We start from the raw sequence: 13966 nt of genomic DNA, 5'->3' as shown, positions 1-13966 counted from the left end.
AACAGGTGATATGACGCGGGGAAGTGACGCCCCGCGTTTTTTTGCGTTAAAGTGGGTTTCGTTTGTAACGAATTTACGTGAGGGGATGCAGTGGTGATTGCGCCTATTCGAAACGTTGTGATTGTTGGCGGTGGCACCGCAGGCTGGTTGTGCGCCGGTATGTTGGCGGCCAAGCTCGGTAAACGCGGGGAGCGGGAACGCGGTATCGCAATTACACTTATTGAATCTCCGGCGGTGAGCACCATTGGCGTGGGTGAAGGCTCCTGGCCGTCTCTGCGAGACACACTGCAGGAAATCGGATTGCCGGAATCGGCTTTCATTAGTTATTGCCAGGCATCGTTCAAACAAGGGTCTACCTTTGTTGGCTGGCGCGATGGTAGTGAGCAAGACTGTTATCACCACCCTTTTACCAACCCTGCAGGCTATACAGAAATAGATGTTCACGCCTGCTGGCAGGCATTGCATGGCACTAAGCCCTACCACAGTGCTTTTTGTTTACAGCCTGAATTGTGCGAGCAACACAAAGCGCCAAAGCAGTTAGCAACGCCAGATTATGCCTATGTGTTGAACTATGGTTATCACTTTGATGCTACCAAACTCGCTGAAATGGTTGCAGACCATTGTGTGAAACAGTTGGGCGTCAAGCATGTAAAAGCGCACATTGAACACGTTATCAGTCAAGACAATGGCGATATACAAGCGGTGACTACACAGTGCGGGCAAACGCTTAATGGCGACCTGTTTATTGATTGTAGTGGTCAGACTGCACTTCTGGTGGACAAGCACTACAAGGTTCCCTGGCAGTCAGTAAAAGACATTTTGCTCAACGACTCTGCCATGGCAGTACAAGTGCCTTACGATGAACAGGACACCACCATCGCCTCCACCACCATTGCCACCGCACATCCGTTGGGATGGAGTTGGGATATTGGTCTGCAACACCGTCGCGGTGTGGGCATGGTATACAGCAGCGATTTTGCAAAGCCAGAACAAATTGAGCAGTGTTTAAAACACTATTTGACCAAGCGTTTACCTGCTGATGCGGCCGAGCAGGCACAATGCAGGCAACTGAGCTTTTCTCCTGGCTATCGCAAGGAATTCTGGACCAACAACTGTGTGTCGCTGGGCATGGCCAGCGGTTTTATTGAGCCTCTTGAAGCCTCGGCTGTGGCCATGGTGGAGCTGGGCGTGCGCATGTTGTGCGATCAATTCCCACAAAACCGCGAGCACATGGCTATGCTGGCCGTGCGTTATAATGAGCGCTTTAGCTATCGCTGGGCGCGGGTCATCGACTTCATTAAACTCCATTATGCGATTAATCAGCGAGTGAATGATGCTTACTGGAATGCTCATCGAGACCCGGCCACATGGCCTGATCCTCTTCGTGAGTTGTTGGCATTGTGGCAATACCAGCCTCCGTCACGGTATGACGTGATTCAGAACGAAGAAATTTTCCCATCAGCCAGCTACCAGTTTGTGCTGTATGGCATGGGCTTTCAAACCCAGTCGCCAGCGCTTGCGTCAAGCAGCGACATGCTGAAACGCGCCACTGTAATCACCGACAAGCTAAAGGCAGCGCTGACACAGTACAATCAGGGTTTACCCGACAACCGGGCGTTACTCAACGCCATTTGCAACCGCTATCAACAGCAATCCGGAGCGCAGTTATGATTGAGCCTGATACCGTATCCAACAGAGTGAATAATGTCGTGATTGCCGGTGGTGGCACGGCAGGCTGGATGGCAGCAGCAGCTATATCACGGCTCATTGGCAAATCTGTGAAGGTAACGCTGGTGGAGTCGAAAGACATTGGTATTGTGGGGGTGGGTGAGGCTACTATTCCGCCTATTCGCACTTTTCACAAGCTACTCGGTATAGATGAAAAGGCTTTTATGCGCGCCACCAATGCCACTTTTAAACTGGGTATTGAATTTGCCAACTGGCGGGAACCAGAACATGCTTACATTCACTCATTCGGCGTTACCGGGCGGGAATGTTGGGCCGGCGAGTTCCATCATTTTTGGATGCGGGCACAACGGGAAGGGTTGAGTTCAGCTTTTGGTGATTATTGCTTTGAACTGAAAGCTGCCGAGCAATACAAGTTTGGTATTAGCAATAAAATGCCCATCAACTTTGCTTACCACTTCGATGCGGTGGCGTACGGTAAGTTTCTTCGTCAGTTTGCTGAAAACCTTGGCGTGACCCATGTAGAAGGTAATATCGACCAGGTAAACGTGAATGCCACGTCGGGGGATATTACATCGTTAACCTTAACCGATGGCCGTAAACTGGCGGGTGATTTGTTTATAGATTGTACGGGCTTTAAGGGTTTGTTGATAGAAAAGGCGCTACACACGGGTTACGAAAACTGGTCTCACTGGTTGCCGTGCGATCGCGCTGTGGCAATGCAAACAGAAAGTGTTGAAGCGCCAGCACCTTATACCCGCTCGGTGGCCCATGATGCGGGCTGGCGATGGCAAATTCCCTTGCAAAACCGGGTGGGGAATGGCCTGGTGTACTGCAGTCGCTATATGAGTGATGAGCAAGCCAAGCAAACTTTGTATGATCAAGTAACCGGTAAGCCCCTTAACGACCCGCGAGTTATCCAGTTTACGCCGGGTAAGCGTCGCCTTGGTTGGAATAAGAACTGTGTGGCATTGGGACTTGCCAGTGGTTTTATTGAACCGCTGGAATCGACCAGTATCCATTTAGTCATGACAGGCATCATCAGATTATTGCGCTTGTTCCCGTTTGACGGCGTAACCCAAAGTGCCATTGATGAATACAACAACAAGTACAATAGCGAGATGGCGGCGATCCTCGATTTTATTGTGATGCATTACAAGGTCACTAACCGTAACGATTCTCCTTTCTGGCAGCACTGTCAACGCATGCCTGTTCCCAATTCGCTGACGCACAAAATTAACCTGTTTAAAGAAACCGGCCGGGTATTTTTAGACGACGGTGACATCTTCCGGGTGGATTCCTGGACGCAAGTGATGTTAGGCCAGGGCTTGTTGCCTGAGCAATACCATCGCGTGGCAGATGAAATGAGTACTGAGGAACTCTCCCGCTTTATGAGCGGGCTGCATCAACATGTATCGCAGCAAGTACAGGCGCTACCAACCCATGGCGATTTTTTGAAGCAGTATTTGGGAAGCTAGATAACCGCCGTAGCATAAAGTGCCAGGCAGTTTTACTTTGCAAACAGAATGAACCCACTTTGTGATAGTGGTAGTATGATTTATCACCTATAACACAAGCGCGTTAATTCAAAAATACAAAGAGGGCGTATACATGTGCGACGACAGAACTGAATCAGATATAGCAAAGTTTGCTAAAGCGGGTGGGCAATTACATCGTCGCGACTTCAACAAGTTAATGGGGTTGGGTGCGTTTGTCTCCGCGTTTCCTCAATTTGCCATGGCTTCCAGTGATGTGACCAGTCGCGAGGTAACAGTTACCACACCTGATGGCGAAGTGGACTGCTTATTGGCTGCGCCAAAATCGGGCACTTACCCTGCGGTGGTAATGTGGACCGATATTATGGGGCGTCGTGCTGCGTTTGATTTAATGGGGCAGCGGTTAGCCGCAAGCGGTTACGCTGTGCTGGTAGTAAACCCTTTTTACCGCGATGTTAAAGGCGCTGCATTGCCCGACGGCATTAAATTTCCGGCTCCCGAAGCCTGGGAAATATTACGGCCCATGCGCGCAAAGTTAACGCCTGAAAATACGAATTCAGACAATCGCGCATTTTTTGATTTCCTTAATCAGCAAGATGCGGTTGATGATAAAGCGAAAAAAGCCGTGCTCGGCTATTGCATGAGCGGTACGTTTACTATGCACGCTGCAGCAGAATTCCCACAAGAGGTCGGTGCCATTGCTACCTTTCACGGTGGTGGTATAGCAACCACTGAAGATGACAGCCCTCATTTAACGGTTGCTAATTCCACCGCATTGGCACTGCATGCCATTGCAGAAAATGACGCAGAAAAAAGCCCTAAAATGGAACCTCTGCTAAAAGAGGCTTACGAGAAAGCGGATATTCATGCTGATATCGCTGTATATCCGGGTACATTGCACGGCTGGACACCACCAGATTCACGGGTGTACAACGAAAAGCAGGCGGATATTGCCTGGAGCAGAATGCTGACTATTCTGGAAAAAGGGTTAAAAGCATCGTACTGAGTGCTGTAAAGCCAGTTTTCTGAGATTCAGCAGGCTGGCGTTTCCACAGTTGACGTAAGGCTCTACTCGGCCTGAGCGGGAAACAACACTGTCCTGTGCAGGTGTGATAGTATTGTCTTTTTGCGGTGCAACGCTACTCATAACACTATCTGGTCATACGATAGTCAACATGTTAAAAAGAAAGCCTTATTACCTTGAAATGACAGTATTCTTGGTTACCAATGACGAAAAAGCCGCCTGTTGATCACACAGATTATTACTCCAAATACGCAGCCAGCTTGAGTGAACAATATAACAGTGTTCCCTTTGAACAAGTTCACAAAGACTGGCTGCAATACGTACCTGAAAGTGGCATGGCATTAGACATAGGCGCAGGTTCTGGCCGCGACGCCCGCCATTTAGCAGCAAAAGGGTTAACGGTTTTTGCTGTGGAACCGTCCATTGGTATTCGTGAAAGAGCACAACAATATACGGTAAAAGAGAACGTTCACTGGTTGAACGATAGTCTTCCCAAACTGGAAAAAGTCTTTAATCTCGATATTAAGTTTGACCTCATTTTACTCAGCGCAGTGTGGATGCATGTTCCCCCTTCCGAGCGTGAAAGGTGCATACGGAAAATTAGCTCACTTCTGAAAGCAAACGGCAAAATCGTTATTTCCCTTCGTCATGGCCCCTGTAACGACGAGCGTATCATGTATCAGGTCTCAGCAGACGAATTAGCAACGTTCGCTAAGCAGTTTGGCTTAACGTTCAAGTTGCTCAATCATCAGCATAAGCATGATGAATTAGGACGGAAAGAAGTTAGCTGGCAAACCGTTTTACTCACTTTACCCGATGATGGTTCAGGAGCGTTCCCCCTTCTTCGCAATATCATCATGAATGACAGTAAGTCTTCTACATACAAAGTCGCCTTATTGCGTACATTGCTTCGCATAGCTGAAGGCCACCCAGGAGCTGTTATCGAAAGAGGGAAACACCGGGTTGCGCTACCTCTTGGCCTAGTGGCGCTATATTGGGTAAGGCTGTTTAAACCGCTTGTTGATCATTATGAGATCCCTCAGCACGGCCAATCCAGAGGGCTTGGGTTCATAAAAGATAGCGGCTGGAAACAACTTACCTCGTATACGGCAAGTGACTTTTACATAGGTGCTGCTTACAGAGAAGCAGCACTTGCCCAAGCCGTTTTTTATACCATTAAACACGCGGCCACCCTCATTGAAGAGATGCCGGTTTTCTATACCACCCTACCAGGGTCGAGTACGCCCATTTTTGGCGTGGAGAAAGGCAAAGCTAAACGGCCGAGCGCAATGCTTACTCTGGACAGTTCGTTCCTTTGTTCCCTTGGGAAGTTCTACGTTCCTACCTACATCTGGGATTCACTCTCGCGCTTTAGTGCATGGATAGAACCATCACTTGTCAACGAGTGGGTATCTTTAATGGAAGGCTACTGCCAGAAACGCAATGTTAGTTTTACAAAAAATGAATTGTTGGAAGCTTTGTCGTGGGAGAACCCTAAAAGGTCTACCAGTAAAATTAGAAGACGAGTCGACGATCTTCTTGTTGCCGACAACGTGAATTGTTGTTGGTCTGGGAATAGGATTTCAAAGGGGAATTACGCCATTGATCACGCCATGCCTTTTGCGCGCTGGCCGAATAATGATTTGTGGAATTTACTGCCAACAAAAACGCAGATTAATGCGATAAAGTCAGACAAGTTGCCAAGTTCTGTCAGAATGATGAACAGTCGTGCGCTTATTACTGAATGGTGGCAACAAGCATGGCTGGAACAGCAGGACGAATTTTTCATACAGGCCAATCTGGCACTGCCAAATCTCACTGCCAGTAATCGAAGCTTTGATGAGGTTTTTGAAGCCATGACTATTCAGCGAGATAGAATAAAAGATTTTCAGCAACTTGCTGAATGGTAGCAATGCAGCGTTTCATATAAATGCCGACGGACTACATCAATACAACATCTTTTCTGTATAGGTTGTTGTCGTTTGAAGCTTGTGGGGGCAAAGAGTAACCGCCCAGTCGCTGAGAGCTCTCTGTTTAATAAAACTCTCTTCCTCTACCTGACAATTATTCCTATTGTAAATTCCCCAATATGGTTATAGTGTAAAAATACAGGCAGCTAGTATAAATTTTAACAAGGTCAGTGGTTTACTAGTGATTTCTAAAACAATAAAAATTCTAAAAAATTACCTTTTACTCAACGACAACAACTTAAAAACTACTGATGCTGATATTTGGCGCCTTAGTGTTTTACGTACAACACTCCTCATTACCGTATTGCTCACGTCTGTGATAGTGGTTCATTCATCATATACTGCTTATGTGCAAGAGCTTTACTACATCTTGTACTTAACCGTAGGGTTCACTGTATTTCTCATCACAACCCTATCAATAGGTTTGAAACATATAAAAATAGCGTCGGCTTTCCTTGTTATTTCCGTGCTGGCGGCCTCATTGTGCATTATGTTTTTTACCGTCGATTTGGTGTCGTCACGGTACGGTTTGTTAATGCTGTTTACTTTACCTATTCTCGTCCGCGTATTGTATGGGGTAAAAGCCGCTTGTGTTGTTATGTTATTAAATTTATTGCCCTTTTATTTTCTGGTCAACAATACAAGGTTGCCGCCGCTCTTTGGTATCGAAATTGCGCTTCCTCATACGCATACCTACCTGGCTTCGCTCATCTTCCTATTCTTTAACTTCTGCGTTCCCATGGCGGTATTACGTGTCATGGCTTCATTAGAGAAGCAGTCTGAACACAATTTAATGCAGAGTAAAAAACTCAATAAATTAGTGAATGGTTATCAGGAGATCTTCAACAACGGCGGCACACCTTCATTTTTCTGCGATGATAAGGGAAGAATATTACAGGCCAACAAAGCAGCAAGGGCGCTAATAAAAAAATATCACCCGGAATGTGAGTATCTCCAGGATCTCTTTTCTATTACCCTACCTATTACCCGGGGTATCAATCAGCAAGCATCCATTTGCGGTGCGCCGGAGCACGAGTATAGAATTCAACCCGCGAGTTTGCAGCATCACAAAAAACAGCTAATTCACTGTTACGATTTGACAGAAAGTAAGAAGAGCCAGAGAGAATTCGACGCGTTTAAGAAAAAACAATTTGAGAAACTCTACACTCATGAACTTACCGGGATGAAAAACCACCACTACTGGAAAAAAGTCGAGTCGAGAGAAAGTATTTTTCATCGCCATATTGTATTGCTGAAATTAGCAAATCTGCGCGAGATAAACCTTCAGTATGGCTATAACCTGGGTGATAAATTACTTTCATCCGTGGTACCACTGTTGCAAAGAGATGTTGCGCGCGACACATCCGTATACCACTTTCCCGGCGCGAAATTCCTCTTCACCATGGACGAAAAGCAGCTTTCTTCGCTGGATATTAAGCAGTTTCTGGAAACTCGTTTGCCCAGTAGCATAGTAATGGGCTTACCAAAGGGGAGTGTTGACCTCCCATTGGTATGGCGCGCGGGGCATCATCATGTGGTAACGGATATTGGTGTGGACGCAGCAGCTGAATGTTGTGCCATTGCATTGAGTCAGAGCGATGATTTGACCCCTTACGTTTCGTTTAGTATGAACGCCGTTAAGCTTATTAAAGAGAATAACCAGCAAAAAGACAAAATTAAGAAACTACTCGACAACGGTTGTCTGGCATTGTATTTGCAGCCTCAGGTGTCTATTGATGGCATCACAGTGGGCTATGAAATACTGGCAAGATTAAGAGAACTTGATTCAAATAAAATACTACAACCTTATCAATTTCTGCCTGTTGTTGAACAGAATAAATGGGAAGTGCTGTTTACTCAGAAGGTTATAGATGGGGCGCTTGATTTGCTTGAAAACTGGCCAACCCGCTTACCGCATGTGCCCCTGGCTATCAATTTATCGGGCCCTGAGCTCCTTAACGATTTATTCTATGAAAAATTACTGCGGCGATATTCTGAAAGCCCTGAATTGCGACAGCGCCTTAAATTAGAGCTTACGGAAACCTCGGTACTCGCCAGTCACATTGAGACAAAACGGCGGTTAACGTCACTAGCGAATGTGGGCGCAACAATCATTATTGACGACTTTGGAACCGGTCACGCGTCACTTTCTCAGCTTATCGATATGTCAGCAAGCGTGATTAAAGTCGACAGGGATTTTGTTGAAAGAGTGGAAACCTCGGAACGTCATCGAAAAATCGTTAAAATGACATTGGATCTGGCAAAAAGCCTGGATATGCAAACCATTGCGGAGGGCGTTGAAACCCATGCGCAACTCGATGTATTAAAGAGCATGGGGTTTAAAATTTTTCAAGGCTACCTGTTTGGTAAACCGGCTCCACTTGAGCATTGGTTAGCCGAGGCAAAAATTCAAGCGTAAGCGTAGCCCGGGTTATTAGGGGCAGACATCAAGGTGTTTTAAAGAAAGCTATATCCTACTCTCACTCGTCATCTTCCCTTTGTTACATTTCTCACACAGAATTTGCAGGTTACTTTCTTCCAGTGCGAGTTCAGGATACAAGCTGCGAGCCTTGATATGATCTACATGTAGTGTGGCACCCTCATCAGGTGTAATGCCACACAGTTTGCAGCAGCGCTTGGCATTGTTGAGCACTTTGAATCTCAGCGCCAGCCAGGCCTGAGAACTGTAAAAGTCAGTTTGTTGGGAATGCTCATGATAGGGCAGTTCGTGTGCATGGTTGTAAACCACTGGTTCGCTGCCCGGTTCATACACCATGGCTATGCCGCTGTTAGTTTCAAACCAGCGTTTAATATTGCGAATAGCACTTTTGTGGGTGCGGTATTCCTTGCGAGTCGTTTTGCCGTTTTGCTGTAGTGTTACGCGTATGGTCATTGGGTATCCTTCCCTCTTGATGTGTAGCTAGAGCGGTCCGTGCGGTATCTATTAATGTAGATTAAAGTGTCAATACGAGTATATCAAGCGCAGGGCATGAATACTGGTCAACTTACCGGTATAATGTCCCTTCTTTTTCCAGCCGGCGATGCCGCCCCACAGGATAGTTGCACAATGAGTTCAGAGCAGCCTAAGCGCCTCAATAAGTACATTAGCGACACAGGCTTTTGCTCTCGCAGAGAAGCCGACAAGCTGATTGAGCAAAAACGGGTTTCCGTTAACAACAACCCGCCTGAACTGGGCACCAAGATAAACGCCGGTGATGTTGTAAAAGTAGATGGCAAAGTGGTTGGGGCGGTGGCGAAAGACAAGTCTGATCGAATTTACATTGTGTACAACAAGCCCATTGGTATCACCTGTACCACCGAGCGACACATTAAAGGCAATATTATTGATGCCATCAACCACAAAGCGCGTATTTTTCCCATCGGTCGGCTGGATAAACCCTCTGAAGGGTTAATTTTACTCACCAGCGATGGTGACATAGTAAACAAAATTCTGCGCGCCGAAAACGCCCACGACAAAGAATACGAAGTAACGGTGAACCAGCCAGTTAGCCCCCGTTTCTTGCAAAAAATGGCAAAGGGCGTGCCCATACTTGGCACGGTCACCAAACCCTGCATTGTCAAACCCAAAGGTAAATACAGTTTTACTATTATTCTTACTCAGGGGCTGAACCGGCAAATTCGCCGTATGTGCGAATTCTTAGGTTATGAAGTCACCAAACTCAAGCGCAACCGTATTATGCATATCACATTGGGTAAACTACGCCCGGGTCAGTGGCGAAACCTTACTGAAGAAGAGTTGAGCCAACTCAATGGGGCGCTTAAGCAGTCTCGAAAAACCGCGGAATAAACACTCGCCCATCGCGGTGAGTTAGGGTAATGCTCCGGATCTTTACACAACAAGCCCGATGAGTCGGGCTTTTTTTGATTTAGCGCAATTCCCCGTATTTGCATCTCTCTATACTAATGTGGCAGTTGTCTTTTTATGCCATTGCTATTAATGGCAAACCTCCACATTCTATTTAGCATAGGGAACGCCGCTGTGAAAAAAACACCGGTTATCTTGTCCGTCCTTTTTGTCGTTATCATCGGCATCCTTGTCAATGCCTTTATCAGTGAAACCGATGATGAGAGTGTTGTTTCTGGTAATGGCCGCATCGAGGCCACAGAAATTGGTCTTTCGGCAAAAGTGGCCGGGCGCATTGAAGAAATTTACGTCAATGAAGGCGAGCAGGTAGAGGCCGGAACTTTAGTCGCCAAGCTTGATACCGCCACTATTAACAGCCAGTTGATGCAGGCCAAGGCCCAGCGGTTGCAAGCGCAAAGTGCCGTTGAGGCCGCGAAAATGGCCGTGGCACAGCGGGAAAGTGAAAAAGCCGCGTTAAACGCCTCTTTGTTGCAGGCTGAAGCGGAAATGAAAGCGGCTGTCGCGCACGCTAAACGCACCAGTGAACTGGCGAAAACCGGCGCTGTGTCCCAACAACTGGCGGAAGATAATTTGACAACGGTAGACAGTGCAAAAGCGGCGGTAAATGCCGTCAAAGCCAGACTAACCGCTGCTGATGCCACCATAGAAGCCACAAAGGCTCAATTGGAGTCAGCTAAAGCTGCGGTAAGTGCTGCGGATGCCACTATTGCCCAAATTTTGTCTGAAATGGACGATATGCAGCTGAAAGCCCCTCGGGATGGCAGAATTCAATACCGCGTGGCTGAACCCGGCGAGGTAGTGGCTGCCGGTGGACGCGTGCTGAGTATGGTGGACTTAACCGATGTTTACATGACGTTCTTCCTTCCAGCCTCTCAGGTAGGACGGTTGTCTATTGGTGGCGAAGCGCGAATTGTCTTGGATGCCGCGCAAGATATTGCCATTCCCGCCACTATTTCCTACGTGGCTGACGTCGCGCAGTTTACACCACGCTCTGTTGAAACCCAAAGCGAGCGGGAAAAACTAATGTTTCGCGTGAAGGCCAAAATACCGGCTTCGCTGCTTAAGAAACACCTAAACAAAGTGAAAACGGGCTTGCCCGGTGTGGTATGGGTTAAGTTAGACGACGGTGCCGAGTGGCCGGACGATTTGCCTGAGCTTGTGGCGCAATGAAAAACATTGTCGCGTGTGAACACTTAACGGTTCGTTATGGAAACACCCTTGCCATAGATAGTATTTCACTGACGATTCCCACTGGGACAACAGTAGGAATTATAGGCCCGGATGGGGTGGGAAAGTCTACATTGTTGTCGCTCATTGCCGGTGAGCGGGAAATGCAGGACGGCCAGTTGCAGGTGCTTGGCGGTGACATGCGAAGTAAGGGGCACCGCAATGCTATTTGTGCTGATATTGCTTATATGCCGCAAGGGTTAGGGAAAAACCTGTACCCAACGTTGTCGGTGGAAGAAAACCTGCAGTTCTTTGCCAAGCTTTTTGGGCATGGTCGCGCCGAGCGACGAACGCGCATTGACGCCCTTACCCGTCGTACCGGGCTATACCCATTTTTATCCCGCCCGGCCGGGAAATTATCGGGTGGGATGAAGCAAAAACTGGGGTTGTGCTGTGCGCTTATTCACGACCCAAAACTGCTTATTCTCGACGAGCCTACCACGGGCGTGGATCCTTTGGCCCGTAGTCAGTTTTGGTCACTCATCAATGATATTCACTCCGCCCAACCCGATATTACGGTAGTCGTTGCCACCGCCTACATGGACGAAGCTCAGCAGTTTAACCAACTGGTGGCGCTAAATGCCGGTAAGGTGTTGGCAACAGGTACCGCCGCCGAGTTGCTGGCGCAAACCGGCACCCAGGATTTGGAATCGGCGTTTATAGCCTTGCTTCCCGAAGAGATAAAGCAACATCACACCGAAGTGGAAGTTACGCCGCTGGCCGACAATGAGCAAGCAGGAATCGCCATAGAAGCGAAGCATCTCACCATGCAGTTTGGTGATTTTGTCGCCGTTAGCGACGTGAGTTTTAGTATTCGCAAAGGTGAGATTTTCGGCTTTTTGGGGTCTAACGGATGCGGGAAATCCACCACCATGAAAATGCTCACCGGCTTGTTACCACAAACCTCTGGGGATGCGTGGCTGCTGGGAAGCGAACTGGGCTCAAACGACATCAGCACCCGTTATCGGGTCGGATATATGTCGCAGAGCTTTTCTTTGTATACCGAACTTACCGTGCGGCAGAACCTGGTGTTACACGGGCGGTTGTTTAACGTAGACAGCGAGCGGTTGGCTGAGCGGGTAGATGAAATGCTGGCCCGCTTTTCCCTCACATCACACCAACACAGTTTGCCGGCGTCGTTACCGCTGGGTATACGACAGCGCTTGTCGTTAGCCGTGGCCATGGTGCACAAACCGGAAGTGTTAATTCTTGATGAACCCACATCTGGCGTTGATCCTGTGGCCCGGGACAACTTCTGGCGTTTGCTTATTGCCCTTGCCCGTGAAGACGGCGTGACCATTTTTATTTCAACACACTTTATGAATGAGGCGGCGCGATGCGATCGCATTTCGTTAATGCACGCCGGTAAAGTACTGGTTACCGATACACCCGATGCCATTATCAGTGATAAACAGGCTGATACACTGGAAGAGGCGTTTATTGCATACCTGAAAGAGGCACAGACGTCAGGAACTCCCTGTGAGGAAAACACCTCAACACCGCTAACCACAGTCCATACAAGCCAAAATGCGCACTCGCGAAAAAAACGCGGTATGGCACTGCGACGGCTGCTGAGTTATGCCTCTCGGGAAACCTTGGAACTGGTTCGCGACCCTATTCGCTTAACCATGTCGTTTCTTGGCAGTATGGTGCTGATGGTGGTTATTGGCTATGGCATTACCATGGATGTGGAAGATCTCAAGTACGCAGTGTTCGACCGAGACCAGTCGTCCCTTAGCCTGGAGTACAGAAATGCGCTGTCAGGTTCCCGCTATTTTGTAGAAATGCCGGCCATTACCAGTTATGACGATATGGACAGACGAATGAAAAGCGGTGAAATTTCACTGGCTGTAGAAATTCCCCCTGATTTTGGTCAAACGCTGCACAATGGTGAAACGGTAGAGATTGGCGCCTGGATAGACGGCGCCATGCCTTCCCGGGCAGAAACCATCGAAGGTTACGTAACCGGCATTCACGTTACCTGGCTTTCGCAACAGGCATCGCAAATGAGTCAGGTGACATCTACAAGTAATATTAATGTGGTGTCGCGCTATTTGTACAACCCGGATATTCGCAGTTTGGTAGCCATTGTGCCCGCTGTTATTCCCATGTTGTTGCTGATGATTCCAGCTTTGCTTACTTCGCTGGCTGTCGTGCGGGAAAAAGAACTGGGATCTATCATTAACTTATATGTTACCCCAATTAAAAAAATTGAGTTTCTATTGGGAAAACAGTTGCCTTACATAGCAACCTCATTTGTTAGCTTTCTGTTGTTGGTTGCCATGGCGGTATGGCTGTTTGACGTGCCTTTGAAAGGAGATGTGGTGGCGTTGTCAGTTATCGCCCTGCTTTTTGTTACCTTTTCTACCAGCTTTGGGTTGTTGGCATCGGTGTTCACGAATAGCCAAATAGCCGCAATCTTACTTACCACTATAGGCACAATGGTACCGGCGATACAGTTTGCCGGTATGATCACTCCTGTATCCGCGTTGGAAGGCTTTGGTCGTATTGTTGGAGAAGGGCACCCCGTGAGTTACTTTTTGTTGGCCAGTCGCGGAATATTCAGCAAGGGGCTGGGGTTTGAAACGCTGGATTTCACGGTTTATGCCATTGCCGCTTCTATTCCTGTTACGCTGTGCCTTGCCACTATGCTGCTCAACAAACAGGAGCGCTGATC

At 47.8% G+C, this 13966-nt stretch carries 9 protein-coding genes; 8 read left to right on the top strand and 1 reads right to left on the bottom strand.

Translation table 11 applies throughout. The features are described from left to right. Nucleotides 1–93 precede the first annotated feature (93 nt). The 5 genes from KO518_RS18640 (at nt 94) to KO518_RS18620 (ending at nt 8595) form a co-directional block, all read left to right on the top strand. Nucleotides 94–1671 (top strand): tryptophan halogenase family protein, encoded by a 1578-nt coding sequence (locus KO518_RS18640; protein WP_371742365.1) that lies wholly within the window; start codon nt 94–96, stop codon nt 1669–1671. Continuing rightward, complete coding sequence (locus tag KO518_RS18635; protein ID WP_216027356.1) at nt 1668–3164, top strand: tryptophan halogenase family protein; 1497 nt, start codon at nt 1668–1670, stop codon at nt 3162–3164. Before KO518_RS18640 ends, KO518_RS18635 begins: the two co-directional genes overlap by 4 nt. A gap of 133 nt (nt 3165–3297) precedes the next feature. Further along, nucleotides 3298–4188: a dienelactone hydrolase family protein gene (locus tag KO518_RS18630; protein ID WP_216027355.1), complete on the top strand. Its 891-nt coding sequence runs from the start codon at nt 3298–3300 to the stop codon at nt 4186–4188. A 221-nt stretch (nt 4189–4409) separates the two neighbouring features. Beyond that, nucleotides 4410–6116: a class I SAM-dependent methyltransferase gene (locus KO518_RS18625; protein WP_216027354.1), complete on the top strand. Its 1707-nt coding sequence runs from the start codon at nt 4410–4412 to the stop codon at nt 6114–6116. Nucleotides 6117–6357: 241 nt separating this feature from the next. Further along, a complete protein-coding gene (locus KO518_RS18620; protein ID WP_216027353.1) occupies nt 6358–8595 on the top strand; it encodes an EAL domain-containing protein in 2238 nt (745 codons plus the stop codon). A 48-nt stretch (nt 8596–8643) separates the two neighbouring features. Here KO518_RS18620 and KO518_RS18615 read toward each other — a convergent pair whose 3' ends face one another. Continuing rightward, entirely contained in the window at nt 8644–9069 is a 426-nt protein-coding gene (locus KO518_RS18615) for an HNH endonuclease (protein WP_216027352.1), read from the bottom strand. Between the two features lie 174 nt (nt 9070–9243). Between KO518_RS18615 and rluF the strand changes: the two genes are divergently transcribed. From rluF to rbbA, 3 genes are all read left to right on the top strand, one after another. Next, nucleotides 9244–9984 (top strand): 23S rRNA pseudouridine(2604) synthase RluF, encoded by a 741-nt coding sequence (rluF, locus tag KO518_RS18610; protein WP_216027351.1) that lies wholly within the window; start codon nt 9244–9246, stop codon nt 9982–9984. 192 nt (nt 9985–10176) lie between these two features. After that, the gene (locus tag KO518_RS18605; protein ID WP_216027350.1) at nt 10177–11232 is read left to right on the top strand and encodes an HlyD family efflux transporter periplasmic adaptor subunit; all 1056 of its coding nucleotides are present in this window, start codon (nt 10177–10179) and stop codon (nt 11230–11232) included. Further along, nucleotides 11229–13964: a ribosome-associated ATPase/putative transporter RbbA gene (gene rbbA / locus KO518_RS18600; protein WP_216027349.1), complete on the top strand. Its 2736-nt coding sequence runs from the start codon at nt 11229–11231 to the stop codon at nt 13962–13964. Before KO518_RS18605 ends, rbbA begins: the two co-directional genes overlap by 4 nt. The last annotated feature ends 2 nt before the right edge of the window (nt 13965–13966 follow it).

The sequence above is a fragment of the Aestuariibacter sp. A3R04 genome, assembly GCF_018860805.1.
Lineage (GTDB): Bacteria > Pseudomonadota > Gammaproteobacteria > Enterobacterales > Alteromonadaceae > Alteromonas.
This window is presented reverse-complemented; position numbering and strand designations above follow the sequence as displayed.

What these genes read in the sequence shown, in the direction of transcription:
- KO518_RS18635 (WP_216027356.1), top strand. Translation starts at nt 1,668, where the DNA reads ATGATTGAGCCTGATACCGTATCCAACAGAGTGAATAATGTCGTGATT.
- KO518_RS18630 (WP_216027355.1), top strand. Translation starts at nt 3,298, where the DNA reads ATGTGCGACGACAGAACTGAATCAGATATAGCAAAGTTTGCTAAAGCG.
- KO518_RS18625 (WP_216027354.1), top strand. Translation starts at nt 4,410, where the DNA reads ATGACGAAAAAGCCGCCTGTTGATCACACAGATTATTACTCCAAATAC.
- KO518_RS18615 (WP_216027352.1), bottom strand. Translation starts at nt 9,069, where the DNA reads ATGACCATACGCGTAACACTACAGCAAAACGGCAAAACGACTCGCAAG.
- rluF (WP_216027351.1), top strand. Translation starts at nt 9,244, where the DNA reads ATGAGTTCAGAGCAGCCTAAGCGCCTCAATAAGTACATTAGCGACACA.
- rbbA (WP_216027349.1), top strand. Translation starts at nt 11,229, where the DNA reads ATGAAAAACATTGTCGCGTGTGAACACTTAACGGTTCGTTATGGAAAC.